This window comes from Pseudomonas sp. PA-1-3F (assembly GCF_021609665.1).
In the GTDB taxonomy this organism is placed as follows: Bacteria; Pseudomonadota; Gammaproteobacteria; order Pseudomonadales; family Pseudomonadaceae; genus Aquipseudomonas; species Aquipseudomonas paracarnis.
Window position 1 is genome coordinate 1 of the sequence record NZ_WJZD01000032.1, and the last position, 23,600, is coordinate 23,600.

Genomic DNA, 23,600 nt, shown 5'->3' on the forward strand with positions numbered 1-23,600 from the left:
GCACTACCAAGAAAAAGAGACGGACGAGAGTCTGCCTCGGCAGCGGGAGATGAGAATAATCGGCGGGGTTGGGAGCCTCACCCGCGGCCGGAACCAGCGAGACCACCGAATCCTGGGGCCGCTGCGCAACCCAGCGGGAGCAAGCTCCCTCGCCACAATAACCGCGCTCTACAATAAAATCGCAGGCAATAAAAAACCGTGCCCGGATCACTCCGAAGCACGGTTTTTTTGCTGCGTCTTACTTGTTAACAGCGTCGGTCAGGCCTTTAGCCACAACCAGCTTGATAACTTTCTTGGCAGCGATTTCGATGGCAGCGCCAGTCGAAGGGTTACGGCCAGTACGGGCAGGACGCTCGGTCACTTTCAGTTTGCCAACGCCTGGCAGAGTGATTTCGCCGCCATTTTCCAGCTGATCAGCAACAACTTGGCTCAGTTGGTCCAGCAGAGCGCGCACGGTAGTTTTCGGTGCGTCTACTGCTTCAGCCAGGTCAGCGATCAGTTGGTCTTTAGTAATAGCCATTGTGGTGTTCCTTCCCTATCAAATTCATATGGATTGCAGAGTGCAGTGTCAGCCGTCGAGCCCGACCGTCATGGCCTGGCATCCCCGGCCATAACCACGGAGATCGGGGTTATAGATGCTTGAAACGGGGATTGGTTCGACCTGACAAATGCTGAATGCACGCTTAACGCCGAGACTTGGCGTAAGACGGGGCAAAACTAGCACAGAGACGGGGAAATATCCGCCTCAACATACCCATTTGGTCAGCTTTATCGCTCTAAACCGTGAAAAAAAGGCATATGGCCAGTGGGAGGGCGTGCAAAATGCCGTTCGGGGCACGTCTTGACCAATGGGTGCGGTACACTGGGCGACTTTTCGGGGAGGCCAACCGCTCCCCTTCAACCAGCCGAGAAGCCTATGCCGATCCGTCATTGCATCGTCCACCTGATCGACAAAAAACCCGACGGCACACCCGCAGTTCTTCACGCCCGCGACTCGGAGCTGTCCGAGTCCGCCGCCATCGAGAACATGCTTGCCGACCTCAACGAGAGCTACAACGCCAAACAAGGCAAGGCCTGGGGTTTCTTCCATGCCGAGTCCGGCGCGCACCCGTTCAGCGGTTGGTTGAAGGAATACTTTGACGGTGGCCAGGACTTCACCACCTTCAGCCGCACGGCGGTAGAGCACCTGCAAAAGCTGATGGAGGAATCCAACCTCTCCACCGGCGGCCATGTGCTGTTTGCCCATTACCAGCAAGGCATGACCGACTACCTGGCTATCGCCCTGCTGCACCACAGCGAAGGCGTGGCAGTGACCGACGAGCTGGACGTGACGCCCTCGCGTCACCTGGACCTGGGCCAACTGCACCTGGCGGCGCGTATCAACGTCTCCGAGTGGCAGAACAACAAGCAGTCCAAGCAGTACATCTCCTTCATCAAAGGCAAGAACGGCAAGAAGGTCTCGGAGTACTTCCGCGACTTTATCGGCTGCCAGGAAGGCGTGGATGGCCCGGGCGAAACCCGCACCCTGCTCAAGGCGTTCAGCGATTTCGTTGAAAGCGAAGACCTGCCCGACGAGTCCGCCCGCGAGAAAACCAAGACCCTGGTGGACTACGCCAGCAGCCAGGCCAAGCTCGGCGAACCCATGGGCCTGGAAGAGCTCTCCGGACTGATCGATGAGGATCGGCCAAAAGCCTTCTACGACCATATCCGCAACAAGGATTACGGCCTGTCGCCGGAGATTCCGGCCGACAAACGCACCCTCAACCAGTTCCGGCGTTTCACCGGGCGCGCCGAGGGCCTGTCCATCAGCTTTGAAGCGCACCTGCTGGGCGACAAGATCGAGTACGACGAAGCCGCCGGCACCTTGATCATCAAGGGCCTGCCGACCCAACTGACCGACCAGCTCAAGCGCCGTAACTGATGCTGGGCGGGGTGCTCAAGAAAGTCCTGCTGGTGTTGCTGGTGGTGGTTGCGATCCAGAACTGGGGCAAGGTGGAGCGGCTGTTCAACCCGTCCCAGGTGGCGCCCGAGCACGTACGTGCCTCTGCGCGGGTGGTGCTCTATGCCACCGAGTGGTGTGGGTACTGCAAGCAGATCCGGCGTTTTCTGGACCAGAAGGGTATCCCGTACCAAGCCGTCGATATCGAGAAGGATGCCAAGGCGCGCAAGGCGTATGAGGCGCTGGGCGGTGGCGGGATTCCGTTTGTGGACGTGAACGGCACCTTGATTCGCGACTACAACCCCGAAGCAATCATGGCCGCCCTGAAGTAACACCCAATCAAATGTAGGAGCTGGCTTGCCTGCGATGGCGGTGTAACAGGTTCAATACCTGTGACTGACACACCGCTATCGCAGGCAAGCCAGCTCCCACACAAGTCTGCTCTGCGCATCGAGCTCTGGGGTGTGATTTAAAATTGGCCTCCAGCGACACCATCGCCGAGCGTGTCGAGCTGAGGTATTTCTTGCCTGACAGATTCAGCAGCGAAAACCCCAACGCAGCCCTAGCGCAGCACAATCATGCGGCCCAACAGGCTGTGCTGTTCAAAACCCAGCACCGCTTGCAAGGCGTTCAAGACCGCTACAGGGTCCTGGCTCGGAAAGCTGCCGCTGACGCGTTTGGCGGCCATGTCCTCGTTAAGCAGAAGAATTCGACCGGGGTAATAACGCCTCAGGTCCTCGACCACATCGGCCAGGGGGGCCTTGTAGTAGTTGAGCCAACCCTCGCGCCAGGCCAGGCGTGAGGCGCTGTCGACCCCATGCAAAGGGTCGGCAATACCATCGGCGTAGGCCACTTGCTGGCCTGCTGTCAGCACCTGTTGCTGGCCCTGTTTGGAGGGCGTCACGCCCACACGGCCGGACAGCACAGTGACCTCGGCGCCGTCAGGTTGCAGGCGCACTTCAAACTGAGTTCCCAGTACTCGCGTTTCACCGCCGCTCGCCTCCACCACGAAGGGTTGGCCGGTGTGGGTCACGCTGAAAAAACCTGCACCACGGCGCAATTGGATGTGCCGTTCGCCCTGGCTGAAATCCACGGCGATGGCGCTGTCGGCGTCGAGGGTGACCTTGGATTGATCGGCCAGGGTGAAGGTCTTCACCTCCCCCGGCGCCGTCACATAATCGGCGCCCCACTCATCGACCCAGCGTGACGGCTGCCAACCGATGCCCATCGACACCATCAGCAGCAAGCAGGCGGCGACGGCCAAGGCACCAGACCAACGCGCTACCCGGGAGCGTTTGGAGGCGTTGATCGTGTTGAGGTAGCCCTGCAACGCGAGCGCGTCCTCGTCGGCCAGCTGGCGCGCCGGTACTTCGCTTAATTCCCAGAGCACCTGGGCTTGGGAGTATGCCTCGACGTGTGCGGGATCTGCGCGTAACCAGCGGCTGAACGTGGCCTGGTCGCCGCTGCTGGGCTGGTCATGCAGCAGGCACAACCAATCGAGCGCGGCCTGTTCCTGGGCGGGCGTGGGCGTGACGTTCACGGGGCGTTCCCTGGCGTGCGTGGAGGCGATGGTTCGCGAAGGCTGGCCTTGCAGGCTTCGAGGGCGCGCATCATATGTTTTTCCACGGCGCTTTGGGACAGGCCCATGGCCTTGGCAATTTCGGTGTACTTGCGCCCGTGGATGCGGTTAAGCAGGAAAATCTGGCGGGTGCGCTCGGGCAAGCTGCGCAAGGCGGCTTCCACATGACGCAGATCATTGCCCGCCTCCAGCGCTGCCTGGGGTTCGCAGCCTTGGTGGTCGGATTGTTCCGGTAGCCAGCCTTCGCTGCTGCGCGCCCGTGCGCTTTCGCTGCGCAGGTGGTCGATGGCGATGTTGCCGGCGCAGCGCAGCAGGTAGGTGCTCAGCTCTTCGACCTGCACCAGCGGGCGACGCCAGAAGCGCAGGAACAGATCCTGCACCAGGTCGGCTGCCGTGGCGCGGCAACCCACACGGCGGCTGACCAACGCCTCCATTTGCGAGCGCTGGGACAAAAACACCTGCAGGAAATGCGCGCGTCCACCCGCTGCATCCGGGTGCGGAGTGTCCTGAGAAGATTGCGGTGGTTGGGTCCTCATGGCCGGCTCAAGAGAGGGCGAACGCCGCAACAGGGCTGGCCAGAAGAGCGAGCCCCGCGAGGATCAAGGCCAGCCTCGGCCGATACGGCAACAGCAACACCAGTAGCAAGGCGCTGAGCATCAACACCGCGCACCACTCCACCAGGCCCTGACTCCAACCGGCGCCCAGCACCGATGGCCAGATCGACACGCCCAGCAGCAACCAACCGCCCACCCGCAACCCCAAGCGCCGAATGGGCGTGGGTTTGCTGTGCAGCAGTTCGCCGTGGTGACGGTCGGTGGACAAGCACAGTGCCATGAACCCGGCGTAGCACATCAATAGCGCCAGAAGCATCAGTTGGCCTGCTGCTTGAGTGTTAACCCGCGGGCACGCTCGGCCTTGGGTAGCGGCGCGCTGCGGTGGTGCATCGTCCAGGCTGCCCAGGCGAGGAACACGCCACTCGCCAGGCAGGTGAGGTCGAAGCCGGCCATGGCCCAGTCGCCACTTGGCACGGAGACGCCCAAGTGGTGCGAGGTGGTGATGGCGTTAAGCAATGGAATGGCGGCAAACAATAGCGCGCCGAGGCTCAGTTGCTCGACCCAGCCCTGGCGACCGGGCCGCAGCAAGGCGTGCAACAGGCTCAGGCCCCAGGCGATAAAGAACGCCTGCACTTCCCAGTCCGAACGCTCGGTGAAGCTCACCGGCAGCAGGCGGTTGGCCCAGAAAAACGCTGCAATGGCGATCATCAATCCGGACATGCTGGCGATATTCAGCACCTCCACCAAACGCAGTTCAAAGGGCATCACCGAGGCCTTGGCGTGTTTGAGCTGGCGTTTACCCAGCCAGATCACCAAGCCTGTGCCGATCATCGCCGTGCCCGCCAGGCCGCAGATAAAGTACAGCCAGCGCAGCGCCGGACCGGCGAAATGGCCCATGTGCAAACCGTAGAAACTGCCACCAACGACCGCTGGCAACGATGGCTCGGCACTGGCCCGCAACAGCTCGCCAGTGGTGCCGCTAAACGACAACGTACTGCCCGACGCATGCACTACGCTGTCGGAGCCGGCGCGGAACACATTGACCGAGGCGTTGACATCGCCGGGGTTGTTGACCGCCACACGCCCTACATGACCACCTGCCCACTGCTCCCGCGCCTGCTGGTACATCGGCATCAACGGCAGCAGTTTGTCGGGCTGGTCGAGGGCCGGCGCATTGTCAGTAGCGGGGAACAGCTCACTGAAAAACGCCCGGCTGTCGTCACCGTAGGACGCCACGATGGGCGCGGGCATGACCATGCTCATGAAAATCACCAGGCTGCTGTAGGTGATCATCAGGTGAAACGGCAGCACCAGCACCCCCACCGCGTTGTGCCCGTCCAGCCAGGAGCGCTGGCCTTTGTGCGGGCGGAAGGTGAAGAAGTCCTTGAAGATTTTCTTGTGGGTGATGATGCCGGTGATCAGCGCGACAAACATCACCATGGCGGCGATGGTCGACAGCCAGCGGCCCCACGGGTAAGGCATTTGCAGTTGGAAGTGGAAGCGATAGAAGAACTCGCCGCCCTTGCTTTCCCGGGCCTGCACCGGTTGGCCGGTGACGGGGTCGAGCACTTTCTGGATGAAAGTGCCGCGCTTGCCGGGCTCGACCTTGTCTTGCCACATCACCGACAAGCCGGGGTCGCGGCGGTTCGGCAAGGTAATGAACCAGCGTGCGGCGGTAGGCGCCTGCTGTTGCAGGTAGTTTTGCGCGACGGCGAGGCTGCGCCCATCGTCCAGGGGATGGGCCTGCACTTCGGGCTGCATCCAGTGGGTTATTTCATCTTTGAAATAGGCCAGGGTGCCCGTCAGGAAAATCGCGAACAGCAGCCAGCCGAAGATCAAGCCGGCCCAGGTGTGCAGCCATGCCATGGCCTGGCGAAAGCCCTCTTTCATGTGCGAGCCATCCAGAAACCAATGCCGGCCAGGGTGGCCAAGAGTGCGCTCGGCACCATCACCCCTGCCCAGGCGCGCCATGCCGTGCGGCAGGCAAAACACCAGAGCACCGCCAGCAGGTAGAACACAAAGGAACTCATCATGCCGGTGACCACCGCATCGGCACGGGAGGTGGGCAGCCAGAGCGCCAGGCAAATGGCGGCCAGGGAAGCCATCAGGTAACCGCCAATCACCGCCGCCAGCACGCGCGAGGTGACGGCGAGGCGGTAGGACACGGGCAATGAGGTTTTGCTTTTCATGCGGCAGGCGCCTGGTTCATCAGCGCGCAATATTAATGATAAATATTCTCATAAGCAAAAGAGAACGGATGAATCACCTGCCTTGGCCGATTGCCGAACCTTGTCATGCGCCCTACAATGCGAACAATTCTTGTTCTCTAAAGCATGTCGAATGCTTGTGGAGTGATCGCGTTGCAGCCGTCCAACCCCGTCGAAGTGTTGTACAACGACCATCACCACTGGCTCACCGGCTGGTTGCGACGCAAGCTCGGCTGCCCGGAAAACGCCGCCGACCTGGCTCAGGACACCTTTATCCGCGTGCTCAGTGCGCGGGAAGCGCCAACGCTGATCGAGCCGCGCGCCTTCCTCACCACCGTGGCCAAGCGTGTGCTGTTCAACTTCTACCGCCGCCAGGACCTGGAGCGCGCCTACCTCGAGGCCTTGGCGCAGATGCCCGAACACGTGGCGCCGTCGGAAGAAGACCGCGCAATCATCCTGCAGACCCTGCTGGAACTGGACCAACTGCTCGACGGCTTGCCCAAGCAGGTCAAACGCGCCTTCCTGCTGGCCCAACTCGACGGCCTGACCTACGCGCAAATCGGCGCGCAACTGGGCATCTCCATCGCCACGGTCAAACGCCACCTGACCAAAGCGGCCATGCGCTGCTACTTCGCCCTATGAATGTCTCCAGCCAAGTCGCCGAACAAGCCGTGCACTGGTTGCTGGAAATGCAGCAAGGCACGCTCAACCCACGCCAGCAGGCGGCCTGGCAGCAATGGTTGAATGCCCACAGCGAACACCAACGCGCGTGGGAGCAGATCCAGCGCGTCAACCAACGCCTGCGCGGCGTGCCCTCGCCCCTGGCCCACGCGGCGTTGAACGCGCCCACCTCCACCAGCCGGCGTCAGGCGCTTAAATTGCTGTTGATTCTGGGTGCCGGTTCGGCCGCCGCCTGGAGCCTGCGCCAGCAACATATTCTGCCGCCGCTGACGGCTGACTATCGCAGCCCGGTGGGCCAGCGCCGCACAGTACAGCTGGCCGACGGCAGCCAGTTGCAGCTCAACACCGGCAGCGCGGTGGATGTGCATTTCGACGGCCAACAGCGCCTGGTGCGCCTGCTTGAAGGTGAAATCCTGCTCACCGCCCGTGCAGGCCAGGCGCCGTTGCACGTGCTGACCGGCCAGGGCCTGCTCAGCAGCCAGGCGGCGCGCTTGACTGTGCGCCAGTTCAACGACCACACCCAACTGGCGGTACTGGCCGGTCAGGTCGAGGTGATGCCCAACCGCTACAACGGCCTGCCGCTTAGTGTCGACGCCGCGCACCAAGTCAATTTCACCCGCAAAGGCTGGGACACCCCGCGCCCCACCGACGCCAACAGCGGCGCCTGGGCCGACGGCATGCTGGTGGCCGCACACATGCGCCTGGAAGACTTCCTCAATGAATTGGGACGCTACCGTCGCGGCCAGCTCCATTGCGATCCACAAGTCGCCAACCTGCTGCTGTCCGGCAGTTACCCACTGGATGACAGCGAACGCATCCTCGACCTGCTGGAGATCAGCCTGCCGGTGAAAGTGCGGCGCTTTACCCGTTATTGGGTGACCGTGCAGGCACGTGCGTGATGCATAGCGCTTTTTGTAGGAGCGAGCTTGCTCGCGAAAAACCTCAACCCACCGCGTTAAACCAGACAACCCGCGTGATCGTTGACGACCTTCGCGAGCAAGCTCGCTCCTACAGTGGGCGGTGAGCTCGAAATATTTTTTTGCAGCTGTGAGCCGTTTTCCGCACCTGGCGTGACAGAGAAGGAAAGCCACCTTGATCCTTCCTTCTCAGGACCGCCCTTCATGCCCCAGCACCCGACGCTTCTCGCCCGTACACTGCGCCAACTCCTGCTCGGTGCCAGTCTCAGCCTGACCACACTGCCGGCGGTGATGGCAGCCGACGCCAAGGCGTACCATATCGCCCCGACCACCCTGGAAGCGGCCCTGAATCAATTCGGTCGTGAAGCCGGCGTGTTGGTGTCCTTCGGTTCCGCCGTGACGGCCGGGATGCAAAGCCCTGGGTTGTCGGGCAGCTACAGCGCTGCCGAGGGCTTGCAAAAACTACTGGAAGGCACCGGCCTGCAAGCCCGCGCCGAGGGTGACAACGCCTACAGCCTGCAACCGGCTGGCGCCCCTGCGACCCTGGAGCTGCAGACCTCCAACGTGGTCGGCGACTGGCTCGGTGACGCGGCGCAAACCAACGTGTTCGAACACCCCGGCGCCCGAGATGTGATCCGCCGTGAAGAATTCGAACGCCAGGGCGCCACCCAGGCCCGCGAAGTGCTCAACCGCATCCCTGGCGTCAACGCCCCGGACAACAACGGCACCGGTAGCCACGACATGGCGCTGAACTTCGGCATTCGCGGGCTCAACCCGCGCCTGGCGTCGCGCTCCACCGTGCTGATGGATGGCATCCCGGTGCCCTTCGCGCCTTACGGCCAGCCGCAACTCTCCTTCGCGCCGATCAGCATGGGCAATATGGACGCGGTGGATGTGGTACGCGGCGGCGGTGCGGTGCGCTATGGCCCGCAAAACGTCGGTGGCATCGTCAACTTCGTCACCCGTGCCATCCCGGATGCGCCGACGGTCAAGGGTGGTTTGCAGACCGAGACCAGCCCCTCCTCCAGCCACGACGGCTTCAAGACCACCGGCAACTTGCTGGCTGGCGGCACCGCCGACAATGGGTTGGGTGGCGCGCTGCTGTACTCCGGCACCCGCGGCGGCGACTGGCGCGAAAACAGCAACACGCGCATCGACGACCTGATCCTCAAGGGCAAATACCAGTTGGACGACGCCAACAGCTTCAACGCCATGGCGCAGTACTACGAAGGCCAGGCCGACATGCCGGGCGGTTTGAACGTCAAGGACTACAAGGCTGATCCGTACCAGTCCACCCGCCCGTATGACAAGTTCTGGGGCCGCCGCACGATGTTCAATGTGGGCTATCGCTACGAGCAGGACCGCCGCGAATTCACGGTCAACAGTTTCTTCACCAAGACCCTGCGCAGCGGCTACCTGGACCAAGGCAGCTTCCTGTCGCTGTCGCCACGGGAATATTGGGTACGTGGCCTGGAAACGCGCTTCGCCCAGGGCTTCGACCTCGGCCCCACCAGCCACGAAGTGGGTGTTGGCTACCGCTACATCAATGAAGCCGGCCACGAGCTGCGCTACCGCACGCCGATTGCCGTCAACCAGCAAATCCCCACCACCAACAGCCGCAACGACCGCGACACGCGCGGCGGCACCGAAGCCAATGCGTTCTTCATCGACGACCGCATCGACATCGGCAAGTGGACCATCACCCCAGGCATTCGCTACGAGATGATCGAGTCCCAGCAGACTAACAACCTGAGCAACGTCAAATACAAGGGCGACTACAACACCGCACTGCCAGCGCTGAACGTGCTCTATCACCTCACAGATGATTGGAACCTCTACGCCAACACCGAAGGCTCGTTCGGCAGCGTGCAGTACAGCCAGATGCCCAACCGTGTGAACAGTGGCGAAGTGAAACCGGAAAAAGCCCGCACCTGGGAACTCGGCACGCGCTACGACAACGGCAGCTTGCGCGCAGAAATCGGCGCATTCCTGATCAACTTCGACAACCAGTACGACAGCAACCAGACCAACGACACCGTGATCGCCCGCGGTGAAACTCGCCACCAAGGCATCGAGTCGAGCATCAACTACGCCCTCGACGGCCTGAGCCCCGCACTGGCCGGCTTCGATGTGTACGCCACCTACGCCTATGTGGATGCGACCATCCGCGAAGACGGCCCCAACAAAGGCAACCGTGTGCCCTTCTCCTCCAAGCACAAAGGCACCCTCGGTGTGGGTTACACCGAAGGCCCTTGGAAGCTGAATGTGGACAGCAGCTACCAGAGCAGCCAGTTCGCCGACAACGCCAACACCCAGGCCGAAAGCGCCGACGGTGCCAATGGACGCATCCCCGGCTACATGCTGTTCAGCAGCCGCGCAGCCTATGACTTCGGCCCGCAGTTGTCGGACTTGAATGTGGCGGTGGGGGTGAAGAACATCTTCAACAAGCAGTACTACACCCGCTCGTTCGACGACAACAACAAGGGCAAGTATGTGGGTGAGCCGCGTACGGTGTATGTGCAAACCTCTATCGCGTTCTGACTGTATTTTGTAGGAGCGAGCTTGCTCGCGAAAAACTCACAGGCGCCGCGTTCATTCAGCAAACACGCGTTATCGTTGACGTTTTTCGCGAGCAAGCTCGCTCCTACAGATGGTTTTCAGTATGTTCAGGATCTAACTGCCCGCCAGGCAACTCGGGGTGGCCGCCACCAACGCGTCAATGGCACACCGCGTCTTGGCCGGCATATGCGCCGCCGTCGGCCAGATCACATGGATCGGCGCAGGTTGCTCACGGTAGCTGGGCAGCACGGCCTGCAACTGCCCGCGCAGCGCATAGTGGGCAATCAACCAACTCGGCAACCAGGCCAGGCCTACGCCCGCGATAGCGGCATCGGCTACCGCCTGGAGGTCGTCCACGATCAAGGGCGAAGCCAGCCGCGAGCGCTGCGCGGTGTTGCTGCGGTAGGCAATGCCACGATGAGCGGCCAGGTCTTCGATACTGCCAATAGCACCCTTGCGCTGCAAATACGCCGGTGACGCCGCCAGCCCCATGACCTGCTGACCCAAGAGGCGCGCACTCAGGCGGTCGGTGTCGGGCAACGGGCCGATGCGCACGGCCATATCGAAGCCTTCCTGCACCAAGTCGATCATGCGGTCGGAAAAACAAAGGTCGATTTCCAGTTCCGGATAACGATCCAGCAAGGCCCACAACGCTGGCGCGGCATAGTGATGCCCAAACGCCAGGGGCACACTCACTCGCAAACGCCCGCGAGGTTGCTGGCGGCCGCTTTCCAACACGGACTCGGCGGCCTCCAGCTCTGCCAATGCGCGCAGGCAATGCTCGTAGTACGCCTGCCCGTCCTCGGTCAACCGCTGGCGCCGGGTGGAACGCTGTAACAGGCACGTGCCCAGGCGCGCCTCCAGACGCGCCAGGCCCTTGCCCACCGCAGAACGCGTGAGGCTCAGGCGTTCGGCGGCTTCGGTGAGGTTGCCGCTTTCAACAATCTGCAGAAAGAGTTCGACACCATCAAAACGTGGGGTAGCCATGCTTAATTGTCGCCCTCTATTCCCTTGTTCAAGGAAAAATTATCGCTAATAAAGAACCTGATTCCCGAGAGAATAGCCCCTCCCGCTTTCGAAAGGAATGTCGTATGCCCCGCGCCGCCGCACTCTCGGCCCTCACTCCCCCGCGCACCGCCAGGAACGGCCTGGCCCTCACCGCCGTCTGCCTGGTGGCCCTGATGTTCGGCCTGGAAATCTCCAGCGTGCCGGTCATCCTGCCGACGCTGGAACAGGAACTGGGCACGGGCTTTCAAGACGCCCAATGGATCATGAATGCCTACACCCTGGCCTGCACCAGCGTGCTGATGGCGGCGGGGACCTTGGCGGATCGCTTCGGTCGTCGGCGTGTGCTGGTGGTGTGTCTGTGGGTATTCGCCCTGGCCTCGCTGGCCTGTGGCTTGGCCAACGATGCGCCGACACTGATCGCGGCGCGTTTCGTCCAGGGCATTGGCGCCGGGGCCATGATGATTTGCCAATTTGCGATCTTGTCCCATCAGTTCCGCGAACCGGCGGCGCGTGCGCGGGCCTTTGCGATATGGGGCGTGATCGCTGGCGTGGGCCTGGGTTTCGGACCGATGGTGGGAGCCATGATCCTGGCCGTGGCGGACTGGCGCTGGGTGTTCCTGGTGCATGTACCGCTGACCCTGCTCACCTTGGCGTTGTTGCACATCAGCGTGCAGGAATCCCGCGACCCGGCCAACCATCGCCTCGACATCGCCGGCATGCTGACCATGACACTCACGGTGTTTGCGCTGGTTTATTTCATCACCCAGGGCAGCGAAATCGGCTTTTGCGCCCCGGCGATGCTCGGCTGGGCTGGCCTGTCGGTCTTCGGGCTGCTGCTGTTTATCTTGATTGAGCGGCGCAGCGCCCATCCGATGTTCGACTTCTCGGTGTTCCGCATCCAACGTTTCAATGGCGCGTTGATGGGCTCGATCGGCATGAACTTCAGCTTCTGGCCGTTCATGATTTACCTGCCGTTGTACTTCCAGGCGGGCCTGGGTTACGACACGCTGACCACAGGCGCCGCCTTGCTCGCCTACACCTTGCCGACTTTGCTGGTACCGCCGCTGGCCGAACGCCTGGCCCTACGCTTTGGCGCCGAACGCATCATTCCCCTGGGCCTGGGGGTAATGGGCGCAGGGTTCATGGGAATGGCCGCCGTTAATTACGCCGAACAACCCAGCACGGCGCTGGTGCTGCTCAGTTGCGTGATCGCCGGTATCGGACTGGCGTTGACCAATTCGCCGACCACCAACACCACCACCGGCTCCGTCTCGAATGACCGCGCAGGCATGGCCTCGGGCATCGACTTCAGCGCACGGCTGATCACCCTGGCGCTCAATATCGCGCTGATGGGCCTTGTGTTGTTGTTAGGGATCAGCCACAACCTGGCCCATGTGCTGCCTGACAGCACGGCAATGGAGTGGGCAAGCCTCAGCCAGCATATTGCCGCCGGCAAGCTGGATGCGCCGGGGCTGACCATTCTGGATGCGCAAACAGCGCTGCGCAGCGGCGCCGGCTGGGCCATGTTGTTTGCGGGGTTGGGCGCCTGCGGGCTGGCGATGCTGAGCCGGCATTTCTTCCGGCGTGAGCGCTGAACGAAAAACGGGCCTGCATGTGCAGGCCCGTTTTCAGTGGGGGAATGAAAAAACAATCAGCCGTTAATGGCAGCGTTTTCGTTTTCCAGGAATTCCTCTTCCAAAGCGTCTTCGTTCACTTTGTTGATTGGCTGGTTTTTACCGGCAGCGCGCGGCTTGCCTTGCAGTTTGCCAAACAGATGTTCCAGTGCGTGGTCGAGCTTGACTGCGGCGCCATCGATCGCTTGCTCCAGCGTATCGGCTTTATGGCACACGGAAACTGGTTGATGGCCCTTTGGCCGTGCTTCCAGACGGCAACTCAAATCGTGGGGGCCGGGCTTGTCGCCGTTCTCGTCCCGCAGGTAGACCTCTACACGGGTCAGGTCTTCTTCATAGCGTTCGAGCGTGCTCTCAATGGTAGTACGTACCCACTCCTCCAGTCGGATGCTGCTTTCAATATGGTTATCGCTATTGACTTGGATTTGCATAGTTCTTCCCTTATTTCAGCTAGCTCGCCAGAGGTCACAAACTGCAACACCGGGGTGGTGAAACCATGACCTCTTGATTACACAATTGAGCACCTGCTGAAACATTTCAACCCCTTTGCAAAGATAAATCCTACATTACAAATTAACCCTGACGACGAGCAAAAACGCTGGTAGGGTGGGGAGTTAGTTACAACTTCTTACGTTCTGTTTTCCTCACAATTGCCCCTCTCCCAACGGGTGCAAGCTGCGAAAAATACCCGCTTCCTCCACCAGCCAGTCATGCACCGCACGCACGCCCGGATGGTTCAACGCGCCCGGCGCATACAGCAGCACGTAGCGTTTATGGTTGGGCACGGCCAGGCCGAACGGCACGATCAAGGTGCCGCGCTCCAGCTCATCGTTCAGCAAGGTGCGCCGCGCAATCGCCACGCCCATGCCGGCGATGGCGGCTTCGATAGTCAGATGATTGCGGTTGAAGGTGTGCCCGCGCCGTACGTCGGCACCGTGGTAGCCGATGGCATTGAGGTAAAACTCCCATTCGGCATATTCATAACTCCCACGCCAGGCCGTGATGTCGTGCAGCAGCGGGAAATGGGCCAGGTCCGCCGGGCCATGCAAGGGTGGGCGGCCACGCAACAGGCTGGGGGCGCACACCGGGAATATCTGTTCGTCCAACAGGGCTGTGGATAACAAGCCAGGGTAGCTGCCGTCGTTGAGGTCGATGGCCAGGTCGAAGTCGCCTTCATGCAGGGCGATGCTGCTGTCTTCGGCGACCATGCGCAGTTGAATGTCCGGAAAGCGCTGCTGAAAACGTGGCAGACGCGGGGTCAGCCACTTGCCCAGAAACGAGGGGATCGAACGCAGGCGCAAGGTGCCGCTGATCATCCCGGCGTCCAGGCGCTGCAGTTCGGCATCAATGCTGCCATAAGCCTCACCCACCACGGCCGCCAGGCGCTGCCCCTCGGCGCTGAGTTCAACGCCTCGCGCACGCCGATGAAACAGTCGAAAGCCCAGGCGCTCTTCTAACTGGCGAATTTGTTGGCTCACCGCTCCCGGCGTGATGTGCAGTTCCTCGGCGCAGCGGGTGAACGATAGATGCCGCGCAGCGCAGGAAAACACATGCAGCCAGACATAGGTCTGGCCATGGAGGGGGCGAGTCATAGCGTTTAGTCCTGCTAAAGGGTGTCTTAGGATAATTCGTTGGTCAGTACTGATCCAGAGGCTCAGTATCGCGCCAATTCCGCCTGCTCTACAAAACATGGCAGCGATTTCTACTCCATTGCTTGTAAGGCTTTAGCATGGCTATCAGTGTTTTCGATCTATTCAAGGTGGGCATCGGCCCTTCCAGTTCCCACACCGTCGGCCCGATGCGCGCTGCCGCGACATTCGCCCAAGCCCTGACCGACCTGCATTTGCTCAGCCAAACCCGTCGCGTCGAAGTGCGCCTGTATGGCTCGCTGTCCGCTACCGGTGTCGGCCATGCCACCGACCGCGCCTGTGTCATGGGCTTGATGGGTGAATGGCCAGATCGCGTCGACCCGACCTCGATCAATGCGCGTATCCAGCAACTGCGCGAGTCCGGCCAATTGCTGCTGGCGGGCTCTCAGGCAATTGCTTTCAACTGGCACACCGACTTGCTGCTGCTGGACGAAAGCCTGCCGTACCACCCCAACGCCATGTCCTTGCACGCCTATGGCGACAGCGGCCTGCTGAGCGAACAAACCTATTACTCGGTGGGCGGTGGTTTCATCATCGAAGCCGCCGAAGCTGCATCAGGCATTGCGCCGACCAGCGACGTGCAATTGCCCTACGACTTTTCCAGCGCCGTAGAACTGCTGGCCTTGTGCAACAAGCACGGCCTGCGGGTATCCGAGCTGATGATGGCCAACGAACGGGCGTGGCGCAGCGATGAAGATATCCGCAGCGGCCTGCTGCATATCTGGTCGGTGATGCGCGAGTGCGTGGAACAGGGCCTGCGCGATGAAGGCATCCTGCCCGGTGGCCTGGATGTGCCCCGTCGCGCCGCGAAGTTGCATCGCAACCTGTTGGAAATCGGTAAGCCCAACGTGATCACCTCGACCTTGTCGGCGATGGAATGGGTCAACCTGTTCGCCCTCGCCGTCAACGAAGAAAACGCCGCTGGCGGGCGCATGGTCACCGCCCCGACCAATGGCGCGGCCGGAATTATCCCGGCAGTGCTGCATTACTACATGAAATTCAACGCCGACGCGTCTGACGACGACGTGGTCAATTTCTTCCTGGCCGCCGCTGCCGTCGGCATCCTCTGCAAGAAAAACGCCTCCATCTCCGGCGCCGAAGTTGGCTGCCAGGGCGAAGTGGGCTCGGCCTGTGCCATGGCCGCCGCAGGCCTGGCCGATATCCTCGGTGCCACCCCGGAGCAACTGGAAAACGCTGCCGAAATCGGCCTGGAACACAACCTCGGCCTGACCTGCGACCCGGTCGGTGGCCTGGTGCAGGTGCCGTGCATCGAGCGCAATGCCATTGCGGCGGTCAAGGCGATCAACGCCACGCAGATGGCCCTGCGCGGCGACGGCAAACACTTCATCTCCCTCGACCGGGTCATCCGCACCATGCGCGATACCGGCGCCGATATGCATGACAAATACAAAGAAACTTCACGGGGCGGCCTGGCGGTCAGCTGGGTGGAGTGCTGATCGAAGCACTGCTACCCGCCCCAACGTGAGCCCGCGCAAAAATAATAACGAGGCAATACCGATGACTGATGTACGTACACCTGCTGCCGAAAATCCCGATGTCAGAGAAAACACAGTAACCACCGGTTGGACCAAACACGACACCACCTGGATGCTCGGCCTCTACGGCACCGCCATCGGCGCGGGCACCCTGTTCCTGCCGATCAATGCCGGCGTCGGTGGTTTCTGGCCGCTGATCGTGCTGGCGCTGCTGGCCTTTCCGATGACCTTCTTCGCCCACCGTGGGCTGACGCGCTTTGTGCTGTCGGGCAAATCCGGCGACATCACCGAAGTGGTCGAGGAACACTTTGGTGTCGGCGCCGGCAAGCTGATCACCCTGCTGTATTTCTTTGCGATCTTCCCGATCCTGCTGGTGTACAGCGTGGCGCTGACCAACACCCTGGGCAGTTTCATGGAGCACCAATTGCACATGGCGCCGCCGCCACGGGCGATTCTGTCGCTGGTGCTGATCCTCGGCCTGATGGCCATTGTGCGCTGTGGCCAGGGCGTGATCGTCAAGGCCATGAGCGTGCTGGTGTACCCCTTCGTTGCCGCCTTGCTGCTGCTGGCATTCAGCCTGATTCCCAACTGGAACGGCGCGTTCTTCGCCTCGGCCAGCGAAGGCATGCCGCTGCCGCTGTTCTTCAAAACGCTGTGGCTGGCGATCCCGGTGATGGTGTTCTCGTTCAACCATTCGCCGATCATCTCCGCCTTTGCCGTGGACCAGAAGCGCGTCTACGGCGCCCAGGCCGAGCGCAAAAGCAGCGGCATCCTGGCCACCGCCCACGGCATGATGGTGCTGACCGTGATGTTCTTCTGCTTCAGCTGCGTGCTGGCGCTGTCACCGGCTGACCTGGCCGCGGCCAAGGCGCAGAACATCTCGATCCTGTCGTACCTGGCCAACCACTTCCAGACGCCGGTGATTGCCTACGCCGCACCGTTGATCGCGCTGGTGGCAATTACCAAGTCCTTCCTGGGTCACTACATTGGTGCCAGCGAAGGCTTCCAGGGGCTGATCGTCAAATCTCTGCGTGGGCGCAACCGTTCGATGTCGTCCCAATGGCTGGAACGCTGCACCGCGTTGTTCATGGTGCTGACCTGCTGGGCCGTGGCCACCTTCAACCCGAGCATCCTGGGCATGATCGAAACCATGGGCGGGCCGATCATCGCGTGCCTGCTGTTCCTGATGCCGATGTACGCGATTCGCCGCGTGCCATCTTTGCGCCAGTATTCAGGTCAGGTATCGAATGTGTTTGTGGTGGTCATCGGCCTGATTGCGCTGTCTGCGATCGTTTTTTCCGTAATGCCCTGAATTAGCTCACGACATACATCCAATGTGGGAGCGGGCTTGCCCGCGATAGCGATCATTCAGCCAACTATTGATTGGCTGATACACCGCAATCGCGGGCAAGCCCGCTCCCACATTTGGATTTCTGTGCCGGGTAAATCGCTGTACGGCACGGCCTTTGCTGTAGAACTTTTGAGGAAAACGGAATTTGGCCAGTGGTCAGGCAATGCGAACTAATCCCGACACCGGCCGTCAATGACTGCATGTTCTTATCAGGCGGTAACGCACCATGGACAATCCTTTTCAGATCATCACCGACACGTTCAGCCCCCAATACCGCGTCAACCTGAGCATCCAACGGCTGGACGGCAGCATCATGCTCACCCTGTCTGACGAGACTGGCGTAGTGGCCAAGCGCATGATCAGCGCCGAACAACGCAACGACCCGCAGCGCCTCAGGCGCCTGGTGCAAAGCATCCAGTTCGGCATTGCCATCGAGCAAGGCCATAGCGCTGTAGAAATCCTGGAGCTGATGACGGACGGCGACAGCCACAAACTCCTGCAGCGACCGCCAGCCCGTACCCTGCCCTTCAGCGTCGGGCTTTAAAGCTCGCCCTTCTCGGTCTCCAGGCTCGCCTCGCCCTTGCGACGCGGGCTTTCGACCTTCACCGAAGGGAAGGCCGACGATGCGTAGCGCACCACCAGGATTGCAAACGCCAACAGCAAAATGCCGCCGCACAGGTAGATGATGCCCAGGTCCGGGGGGTTGTGGTGCGACACGTTGGAGATCAGCAAACGCGTGAGCGCAGTGATCGCCACGTAGATCAGGAAGCGCACCGGCATGTGGTTGGTCTTGAAGTAAATCCCGACCATGGCACCCAATTCCAGGTAGATGAACAGCAGCAAGATGTCATCGATCTTGATATGGCCGTTCTCCAGCATCCCCAGAAATTCCATCACCGCCGCCCAGGCGGTCACCGCACCAATGGCGAACAGCGCCAGGTAATGGAACGACTCGACAAACAGATTACCCAGCGACTCGGCCAGCCCGTGTACTTGCTGACGCAGCCTTTCGGCCCAATTGATTTTCACGATGATGCTTCCTTAGGTCGGCTCGACCGGATAATGCGGGGTGGACGTGACGGTTGTTCTGCATGCAGAAAAAAGGCCAGGGCTGGGGAATAAGATGGTGGCCGTGTGACACGAGGCACTTAAATTACCCCCCGATCGTTCCCACGCTCCGGGTGGGAACGCCGCCTGGGACGCTCCGCGTCCCTCAGACCTGCTCGTGGGTGACGCGGAGCGTCACGGGATGCATTCCCACGCAGAGCGTGGGAACGATCGACCTCAGCGTGCCGTGCGAAATTTCCGGTTCAGCCCCCTATTTCCCAACTACATTAAAAACCTACTACCCAAACCCCGACGTTTGGCTTATCCTTTTCGCTGTATATAAATACAGTAGTCGCAAAAGACAACTATCGTGAAGGCATGTGAGGTGGTGAATGGCCGTCGAAGTGGTATACCGCAGCAGCCGAGATCTGGAGCGTTTGTTCATGGATAAAGCCGAAGCTGACCGTCATGACAAGATGCTTGAACTCGCTGAGTTGCTGGCAGAGGTGTTGCAAAAAGCCGTGCCGTCGTTGAGCGAGCAGCAGGTGGAGGAAGCCGGGATTTACATGGCGAAGAACCGTGATGTATTTGCCAAGGCGTTCAAGAGCCAACCGGACGCGCTGTCCGAGTTGCTGAACCCGGCAGCCGAGTAAAGCCCGAATTGAACAGGCCCTGAATCATGGATTCAGGGCCTTTTTAATGCCTGGCCTATTTGTACAGCAAGCGTTCGGCCAGTTCATCGGCCACCCGCGCGGGGGAGCGTTTTTCGGCTTGGGCGTGGGCAAAGATTTCGGTCAGGCGGCTGCCGATGTTCGACAGGTGTGCGGTGATGCCAGGCAGGTCGGTGCCGGCGTGTTTGAGGGCGACGTAGATCAGCCCGCCAGAGTTGATCACGTAGTCTGGCGCGTAGAGGATGCCGCGGCCTTCCAATTGGTCGGCGATGTCCAGGTTGGTCAGTTGAGCGCTGGCCGAACCCGCCACGGCGGCGCAACGCAACTGGCCGACGCTGTTACGGTTGAATACGGCGCCCACGCCGCACGGTGCGAGGATGTCGCAGGGCGTGCTGAGCAAGGCGTCGTTGGCAATCGGGTGGGCACCCAGTTGCTCCATGGCCAGTTGCACCTTGCCGTGGTCGATGTCGCTGACCAGCAGCTCGGCACCGGCGGCGTGCAATTGTTCGGCCAGGGCATAACCGACATTCCCCAGGCCTTGCACCGCGACGCGCAGGCCCTCGAGGTTGTCGCTGCCCAGGCGCGCCATGGCGGTAGTGCGGATACCGGCAAACACCCCCATGGCAGCATGAGGTGCAGGGTCTCCGGCGGCGGTGGTGCTAGTGACAAAGCGAGTGTTCTGGGCAATGCAGTCCATGTCGGCGACCGAGGTACCGCTGTCGATCGAGGTGATGAAGCGGCCGTCGAGTTTTTCCACACAACGGCCAAACGCCTCGAACAGCGCCGCACGGCTTTCCACGTGCACTGGGCGGATGATCACCGCCGTGCCGCCGCCCACCGGCAGTCCGGCCAGCGCGGCTTTGTAGCTCATGCCTTGCGCCAGGCGCGCGGCATCGGCCACGGCGGTTTCATCATTAGGGTAAGCCAGGTAGCGACAGCCACCCAACGCTGGGCCCAGGCGACTGTTGTGGATGGCGATGATCGCCTTCAAGCCGGTCACCGGATCAACGCTCAGGTGCAGCGATTCAAGGCGGGTGCTGTGCATGAGCGCAAACATCAATGGGCTCCCGAATCACTTCTGGTAGTGGGCCAAGTATAGGCTTGCGGCAGAAAACTGCTGGATTGCGCTGGAATAAGCCGCGCGTTTTCGTGGGATCTACGACATAAGAGCGTGGGATATCTCTCAAGATGCTGGACGAAAATTCGCAGCAAGGCTAAAACGGGGGCATATGCCGGAGAACTCAATGAATCCCCGCACCGCCTTTTTCGCCTGCCTGGACCGTTCACCCCCCGCGCTGTTTGAGGCCGCGCTGTGGATTGCTGCCGAGCATGACGCCAGCGTGCAGCCGGCGTTGATCCTGCACGACCTTGGCGCGCTACGACAACAGGTCAGCCTGGGCATGCCCCTGCTACCGGCGGATGAACTCGGCCAGGCGCTGCTGCGGCGCATGAATGACCTGGGGTTTGCCCAGGATGACCACACGCCGTTGCGCCCCGCCGCCGCGCTGCTGGACAAAGTGCTGCAACGCAAACGCGGGCAACCCTTGGCCATGGGCCTGATCGCCCTGGAGATGGCACGGCGCCTGGATATCCCCATGGTCGGCGTGAACTTCCCTGGGCACTTCCTGCTGCGGGTACCGGGAGCCGATCACCTGTTGGACCCTTGCGGCGGCCGGCGCCTGTACCCCAACGACTGTCGCGAGTTGCTGGCGCGCCAGTACGGGGCGAAGCTGAAATTGCAGGCCGACCACCTGCTGACCGCCGAGCCACGGGCCATCCTGCAACGGCTGTCGCGCAACCTGCGCCAACTCTACCTTGCCAACGACGAGCCACTGGCCGCCCTGGTGGACGCCGAGCGCGTACTGGAACTGGGCAACGCCAGCGCCTCCGACTACCTGGCGCGGGCCAGCCTGTATCAACGCCTGGACTGCCCCAGCGCCGAACGCTTCGACCTGGAACACGCCCTGCTGCTCAGCGACGACCCGATCCAGCGCCTGCGCCTGACCGAGCGGCTGGGGCATCTGCCACCCAACTCAGTGGTGCACTGACCCAACTCCCAACTGTAGGAGCGAGCTTGCTCGCGAAAAAACCCAGGACACCCCGTTTAACCAGGATGCCCGCGTTATCGTTAACGTTTTTCGCGAGCAAGCTCGCTCCTACAGTTAGCGATTGAGAATATCGCCAGGCAATGGCGTGTTCGGTGTAGTGGGTCCCGGCGAGCGCACCTGAATAATCAGCAACGCTGCAATCACCGCCGGAATCGCGCAGAAGAAGAAAATCTGCTCGACCGGTATATGCATCGCCAGCAGCAGGCTGCCAAACAGCGGTCCCAGAATCGATCCGAATCGCCCCACACCCAACGCCCAACCCGTGCCGGTGGCGCGCACGTGCGCCGGGTAGAAGTTGCTCGCGAAGGCATTGAGGGTCAGTTGCCCGCCGATGATGCAGAACCCTGCTGCAAACACGCAGGCCACCAGGTAGCGTGGGTTGTCGTGGTTCAAGCCCAGCAGGATGGTGCACAGCGCTGCCGCCGCCAGCACGCCGGACAGCAACCGTACTTTGCTTTTCAGGCGGTCGGCAAACCAGGCCATGAGGATGGCGCCCAAGGTGCCGGCGAACAGGAACATGGAGGTGACCAGGTTGGCTTCGTTCAACGCCAGGCCGCTTTCGAGCAATAGCGACGGCAACCAACTGATCATGAAATACAGCAGGATCAGGCTGACAAAAAAGGTCGCCCAGATCAGCAGCGTCGGGCGCGCGTAGCCGTTGCGAAACAGCTCCACCACCGTCAGTTTGCTGCCCTGCTCCTGCAAGTTTTCCGCTTCGGTCGCGGGCGGTGGTTGCCAGTCGGGCAGCATCCGCGCCGTGACTTTGCGCAAACGCAGATAGGGCGGCGCATCGCGCAACAGGCGCGGCAAGGATTCGGGCAACAGCCACACCAGAAACGGGAACAGCAGCAACGGCGTCACACCGCCGGCCAGGAACACCGCCTGCCAGCCAAAGCTGTCGATAAACCCCGCCGCCACGAAGCCACCCGCCGCGCCGCCGAACGAAAAGCCACAGGCGGCCAGGGTCACCATCAAGGTGCGCAGGCGTGGCGGCGAATACTCTGACATCAACGCCATGGCACTGGGCATCGCACCGCCCATGCCGATCCCGCAGATAAAACGCGCCGCCATCAACGTGGTCAGGGAATTGGCGAACACCATCAATACCGTGAGGCTGGCGTAGATCAGCACGCATGCCAGCAGGATACGTCGCACGCCAAACCGATCCGCCAGCGGCGTCACCAACAGCGAGCCGAGGGTGAGGCCCAGCAGGTTGGCGCTGAACACGGGGCCAAACGCGGATTTTTCCAGGCCCCAGTCCTGAGCCAGCGCCGGCACTACATAGCCCAACACCTGGGCGTCGTAGCCATCGGTGACCAGTAGCAGTGCCAGCAGCAGGAGAATCAACCATTGGTAGCGCGACACCGGACGGGCGTCGAGTGCCGCACGAAAGCTGGCAATCTGATTGTGCATCGCAAGGTACCTGTTTTTTTATGATTGTTCCCACGCTCTGCGTGGGAATACAGCCCTGGACGCTCCGCGTCCGTTTTTAGAGCCGTGACGCAGAGCGCCACATGAGGCGTTCCCACGCTGAGCGTAGGAACGATCATTAAAGGGGGTTCAGGGGGTGTCAGGTTGACTGGCGGGGTGGGCCTGCACGAAGGCTGGATGTTGGGCCGCCAACCCCGCCACCCGCCCAATGCGTGGGTATGCCGCCAAGGGCACCTTGAAACGCTCGGCCGCGTACAGCTGTGGAATTAGAAACGCATCGGCCAAGCCCGGCTGCTCGCCAAAGCAAAACCCGGTGTCGCCAATCAACTGCTCCACAGCGCCCAGGCCCTGGCTGATCCAGTGCCCGATCCACTCCAGCAATTGCGCCTCATCGTGCCCCCACTTGCGCAGCAAGTTCTGGGTGCTGGAGTTATGCAACGGGTGGATATCACAGGCGATGATCGACGCCACCGCCCGCTCATGAGCGCGCGCTACCAGGTCTTTGGAGAGCAACGGCACCTGGGGATAACGCTCCTCCAGGTACTCAATGATCGCCTGTGACTGGATCAGCAACGCCCCTTCATCAGTACGCAATGCCGGCACCCGCCCTTGGGGGTTGATCGCCAGGTATTCAGGCTGGCGGTTGGCGCCGCCTGTCGGCACCAGCAGGTTGACCGGCAGCGCGGTGAAATCCAGGCCTTTGAGAGCCAGGGCAATACGTACTCGATACGACGCGGTAGAACGGTAGTAAGTATAGAGTTCCATGGCCCTG

Annotated in this window: 24 protein-coding genes; 11 read left to right on the forward strand and 13 right to left on the reverse strand. The window is 61.4% G+C overall.

Annotation, left to right across the window (positions count from 1 at the left end):
* Positions 1-238: 238 nt before the first annotated feature.
* Positions 239-520, reverse strand: coding sequence for an HU family DNA-binding protein (locus GIV26_RS21135; protein ID WP_003188840.1), 282 nt, complete (start codon positions 518-520; stop codon positions 239-241).
* 396 nt (positions 521-916) lie between these two features.
* On the opposite strand from GIV26_RS21135, the gene yejK reads away from it, so the two are divergent.
* Together yejK and GIV26_RS21145 are read left to right on the forward strand one after the other, a co-directional pair.
* Positions 917-1,921 (forward strand): nucleoid-associated protein YejK, encoded by a 1,005-nt coding sequence (gene yejK, locus GIV26_RS21140; RefSeq protein ID WP_003171997.1) that lies wholly within the window; start codon positions 917-919, stop codon positions 1,919-1,921.
* A complete protein-coding gene (locus GIV26_RS21145; RefSeq protein WP_054921114.1) occupies positions 1,921-2,271 on the forward strand; it encodes a glutaredoxin family protein in 351 nt (116 codons plus the stop codon). The genes yejK and GIV26_RS21145 overlap by 1 nt, the downstream gene beginning before the upstream one ends.
* Before the next feature lie 230 nt (positions 2,272-2,501).
* Here GIV26_RS21145 and GIV26_RS21150 read toward each other — a convergent pair whose 3' ends face one another.
* Genes GIV26_RS21150 through GIV26_RS21170 form a run of 5 tightly spaced genes read right to left on the reverse strand, consistent with a single transcriptional unit; the run spans position 2,502 to position 6,261 of the window.
* Positions 2,502-3,479, reverse strand: a complete 978-nt coding sequence (locus GIV26_RS21150; protein ID WP_236282072.1) for a FecR family protein — start codon at positions 3,477-3,479, stop codon at positions 2,502-2,504.
* Complete coding sequence (locus tag GIV26_RS21155) at positions 3,476-4,054, reverse strand: RNA polymerase sigma factor (protein WP_054897746.1); 579 nt, start codon at positions 4,052-4,054, stop codon at positions 3,476-3,478. Before GIV26_RS21155 ends, GIV26_RS21150 begins: the two co-directional genes overlap by 4 nt.
* 7 nt (positions 4,055-4,061) lie before the next feature.
* Entirely contained in the window at positions 4,062-4,388 is a 327-nt protein-coding gene (locus GIV26_RS21160; RefSeq protein ID WP_034128665.1) for a DUF3325 domain-containing protein, read from the reverse strand.
* Positions 4,388-5,962, reverse strand: coding sequence for a PepSY-associated TM helix domain-containing protein (locus tag GIV26_RS21165; protein ID WP_236282073.1), 1,575 nt, complete (start codon positions 5,960-5,962; stop codon positions 4,388-4,390). Before GIV26_RS21165 ends, GIV26_RS21160 begins: the two co-directional genes overlap by 1 nt.
* A complete protein-coding gene (locus GIV26_RS21170) occupies positions 5,959-6,261 on the reverse strand; it encodes a DUF3649 domain-containing protein (RefSeq protein WP_014717062.1) in 303 nt (100 codons plus the stop codon). Before GIV26_RS21170 ends, GIV26_RS21165 begins: the two co-directional genes overlap by 4 nt.
* A 171-nt stretch (positions 6,262-6,432) precedes the next feature.
* Here GIV26_RS21170 and GIV26_RS21175 point away from each other — a divergent pair, with 171 nt between their 5' ends.
* From GIV26_RS21175 to fecA, 3 genes are all read left to right on the forward strand, one after another.
* Positions 6,433-6,921, forward strand: coding sequence for a sigma-70 family RNA polymerase sigma factor (locus GIV26_RS21175; RefSeq protein WP_014717061.1), 489 nt, complete (start codon positions 6,433-6,435; stop codon positions 6,919-6,921).
* Entirely contained in the window at positions 6,918-7,859 is a 942-nt protein-coding gene (locus tag GIV26_RS21180; protein ID WP_089041333.1) for a FecR domain-containing protein, read from the forward strand. The genes GIV26_RS21175 and GIV26_RS21180 overlap by 4 nt, the downstream gene beginning before the upstream one ends.
* Positions 7,860-8,081: 222 nt before the next feature.
* Positions 8,082-10,418, forward strand: a complete 2,337-nt coding sequence (gene fecA, locus GIV26_RS21185; RefSeq protein WP_236282074.1) for a TonB-dependent Fe(3+) dicitrate receptor FecA — start codon at positions 8,082-8,084, stop codon at positions 10,416-10,418.
* Positions 10,419-10,550: 132 nt separating this feature from the next.
* Here fecA and GIV26_RS21190 read toward each other — a convergent pair whose 3' ends face one another.
* Entirely contained in the window at positions 10,551-11,423 is an 873-nt protein-coding gene (locus tag GIV26_RS21190; protein WP_197901204.1) for a LysR family transcriptional regulator, read from the reverse strand.
* 104 nt (positions 11,424-11,527) lie between these two features.
* On the opposite strand from GIV26_RS21190, the gene GIV26_RS21195 reads away from it, so the two are divergent.
* Positions 11,528-13,039, forward strand: a complete 1,512-nt coding sequence (locus tag GIV26_RS21195; protein WP_236282075.1) for an MFS transporter — start codon at positions 11,528-11,530, stop codon at positions 13,037-13,039.
* 56 nt (positions 13,040-13,095) lie between these two features.
* On the opposite strand, the gene GIV26_RS21200 is transcribed toward GIV26_RS21195, so the two are convergent.
* Together GIV26_RS21200 and GIV26_RS21205 are read right to left on the reverse strand one after the other, a co-directional pair.
* Positions 13,096-13,506, reverse strand: coding sequence for an HPF/RaiA family ribosome-associated protein (locus GIV26_RS21200; protein WP_003188815.1), 411 nt, complete (start codon positions 13,504-13,506; stop codon positions 13,096-13,098).
* A gap of 213 nt (positions 13,507-13,719) precedes the next feature.
* Positions 13,720-14,667 carry a LysR substrate-binding domain-containing protein gene (locus GIV26_RS21205; RefSeq protein ID WP_054897740.1) on the reverse strand — a complete coding sequence of 316 codons (948 nt, stop codon included), beginning with the start codon at positions 14,665-14,667 and terminating at the stop codon, positions 13,720-13,722.
* A 137-nt stretch (positions 14,668-14,804) separates the two neighbouring features.
* On the opposite strand from GIV26_RS21205, the gene GIV26_RS21210 reads away from it, so the two are divergent.
* From GIV26_RS21210 to GIV26_RS21220, 3 genes are all read left to right on the forward strand, one after another.
* A complete protein-coding gene (locus tag GIV26_RS21210; RefSeq protein ID WP_054897739.1) occupies positions 14,805-16,181 on the forward strand; it encodes an L-serine ammonia-lyase in 1,377 nt (458 codons plus the stop codon).
* 61 nt (positions 16,182-16,242) lie between these two features.
* Positions 16,243-17,532: a serine/threonine transporter gene (locus tag GIV26_RS21215; protein ID WP_236282076.1), complete on the forward strand. Its 1,290-nt coding sequence runs from the start codon at positions 16,243-16,245 to the stop codon at positions 17,530-17,532.
* Between the two features lie 265 nt (positions 17,533-17,797).
* Positions 17,798-18,115, forward strand: coding sequence for a DUF3509 domain-containing protein (locus tag GIV26_RS21220; RefSeq protein WP_034128674.1), 318 nt, complete (start codon positions 17,798-17,800; stop codon positions 18,113-18,115).
* Here the strand turns inward: GIV26_RS21220 and GIV26_RS21225 are convergent.
* Positions 18,112-18,600 (reverse strand): phosphate-starvation-inducible protein PsiE, encoded by a 489-nt coding sequence (locus tag GIV26_RS21225; protein WP_014717052.1) that lies wholly within the window; start codon positions 18,598-18,600, stop codon positions 18,112-18,114. The two genes, GIV26_RS21220 and GIV26_RS21225, sit on opposite strands and share 4 nt — an antisense overlap.
* Positions 18,601-19,010: 410 nt before the next feature.
* Between GIV26_RS21225 and GIV26_RS21230 the strand changes: the two genes are divergently transcribed.
* Positions 19,011-19,271, forward strand: coding sequence for a YebG family protein (locus tag GIV26_RS21230; RefSeq protein WP_003188807.1), 261 nt, complete (start codon positions 19,011-19,013; stop codon positions 19,269-19,271).
* A gap of 55 nt (positions 19,272-19,326) precedes the next feature.
* Here GIV26_RS21230 and GIV26_RS21235 read toward each other — a convergent pair whose 3' ends face one another.
* The gene (locus GIV26_RS21235; RefSeq protein ID WP_034128675.1) at positions 19,327-20,346 is read right to left on the reverse strand and encodes a Glu/Leu/Phe/Val dehydrogenase family protein; all 1,020 of its coding nucleotides are present in this window, start codon (positions 20,344-20,346) and stop codon (positions 19,327-19,329) included.
* A gap of 187 nt (positions 20,347-20,533) precedes the next feature.
* On the opposite strand from GIV26_RS21235, the gene GIV26_RS21240 reads away from it, so the two are divergent.
* Positions 20,534-21,337, forward strand: coding sequence for a SirB1 family protein (locus tag GIV26_RS21240; RefSeq protein ID WP_236282077.1), 804 nt, complete (start codon positions 20,534-20,536; stop codon positions 21,335-21,337).
* A gap of 114 nt (positions 21,338-21,451) precedes the next feature.
* Here the strand turns inward: GIV26_RS21240 and GIV26_RS21245 are convergent, their stop codons facing one another.
* Together GIV26_RS21245 and maiA are read right to left on the reverse strand one after the other, a co-directional pair.
* Positions 21,452-22,810 (reverse strand): MFS transporter, encoded by a 1,359-nt coding sequence (locus tag GIV26_RS21245; protein ID WP_236282078.1) that lies wholly within the window; start codon positions 22,808-22,810, stop codon positions 21,452-21,454.
* A 147-nt stretch (positions 22,811-22,957) separates the two neighbouring features.
* Entirely contained in the window at positions 22,958-23,593 is a 636-nt protein-coding gene (maiA, locus tag GIV26_RS21250) for a maleylacetoacetate isomerase (protein WP_236282079.1), read from the reverse strand.
* Positions 23,594-23,600: the final 7 nt, after the last annotated feature.

Coding starts and splice junctions, on each gene's coding strand:
- GIV26_RS21205 (WP_054897740.1), bottom strand. CDS start 14,667: ATGACTCGCCCCCTCCATGGCCAGACCTATGTCTGGCTGCATGTGTTT.
- GIV26_RS21190 (WP_197901204.1), bottom strand. CDS start 11,423: ATGGCTACCCCACGTTTTGATGGTGTCGAACTCTTTCTGCAGATTGTT.
- GIV26_RS21195 (WP_236282075.1), top strand. CDS start 11,528: ATGCCCCGCGCCGCCGCACTCTCGGCCCTCACTCCCCCGCGCACCGCC.
- GIV26_RS21215 (WP_236282076.1), top strand. CDS start 16,243: ATGACTGATGTACGTACACCTGCTGCCGAAAATCCCGATGTCAGAGAA.
- GIV26_RS21220 (WP_034128674.1), top strand. CDS start 17,798: ATGGACAATCCTTTTCAGATCATCACCGACACGTTCAGCCCCCAATAC.
- GIV26_RS21245 (WP_236282078.1), bottom strand. CDS start 22,810: ATGCACAATCAGATTGCCAGCTTTCGTGCGGCACTCGACGCCCGTCCG.
- GIV26_RS21145 (WP_054921114.1), top strand. CDS start 1,921: ATGCTGGGCGGGGTGCTCAAGAAAGTCCTGCTGGTGTTGCTGGTGGTG.
- GIV26_RS21180 (WP_089041333.1), top strand. CDS start 6,918: ATGAATGTCTCCAGCCAAGTCGCCGAACAAGCCGTGCACTGGTTGCTG.
- yejK (WP_003171997.1), top strand. CDS start 917: ATGCCGATCCGTCATTGCATCGTCCACCTGATCGACAAAAAACCCGAC.
- GIV26_RS21210 (WP_054897739.1), top strand. CDS start 14,805: ATGGCTATCAGTGTTTTCGATCTATTCAAGGTGGGCATCGGCCCTTCC.
- GIV26_RS21165 (WP_236282073.1), bottom strand. CDS start 5,962: ATGAAAGAGGGCTTTCGCCAGGCCATGGCATGGCTGCACACCTGGGCC.
- GIV26_RS21240 (WP_236282077.1), top strand. CDS start 20,534: ATGAATCCCCGCACCGCCTTTTTCGCCTGCCTGGACCGTTCACCCCCC.
- GIV26_RS21170 (WP_014717062.1), bottom strand. CDS start 6,261: ATGAAAAGCAAAACCTCATTGCCCGTGTCCTACCGCCTCGCCGTCACC.
- fecA (WP_236282074.1), top strand. CDS start 8,082: ATGCCCCAGCACCCGACGCTTCTCGCCCGTACACTGCGCCAACTCCTG.
- GIV26_RS21160 (WP_034128665.1), bottom strand. CDS start 4,388: ATGCTTCTGGCGCTATTGATGTGCTACGCCGGGTTCATGGCACTGTGC.
- GIV26_RS21235 (WP_034128675.1), bottom strand. CDS start 20,346: ATGTTTGCGCTCATGCACAGCACCCGCCTTGAATCGCTGCACCTGAGC.
- GIV26_RS21155 (WP_054897746.1), bottom strand. CDS start 4,054: ATGAGGACCCAACCACCGCAATCTTCTCAGGACACTCCGCACCCGGAT.
- maiA (WP_236282079.1), bottom strand. CDS start 23,593: ATGGAACTCTATACTTACTACCGTTCTACCGCGTCGTATCGAGTACGT.
- GIV26_RS21230 (WP_003188807.1), top strand. CDS start 19,011: ATGGCCGTCGAAGTGGTATACCGCAGCAGCCGAGATCTGGAGCGTTTG.
- GIV26_RS21200 (WP_003188815.1), bottom strand. CDS start 13,506: ATGCAAATCCAAGTCAATAGCGATAACCATATTGAAAGCAGCATCCGA.
- GIV26_RS21135 (WP_003188840.1), bottom strand. CDS start 520: ATGGCTATTACTAAAGACCAACTGATCGCTGACCTGGCTGAAGCAGTA.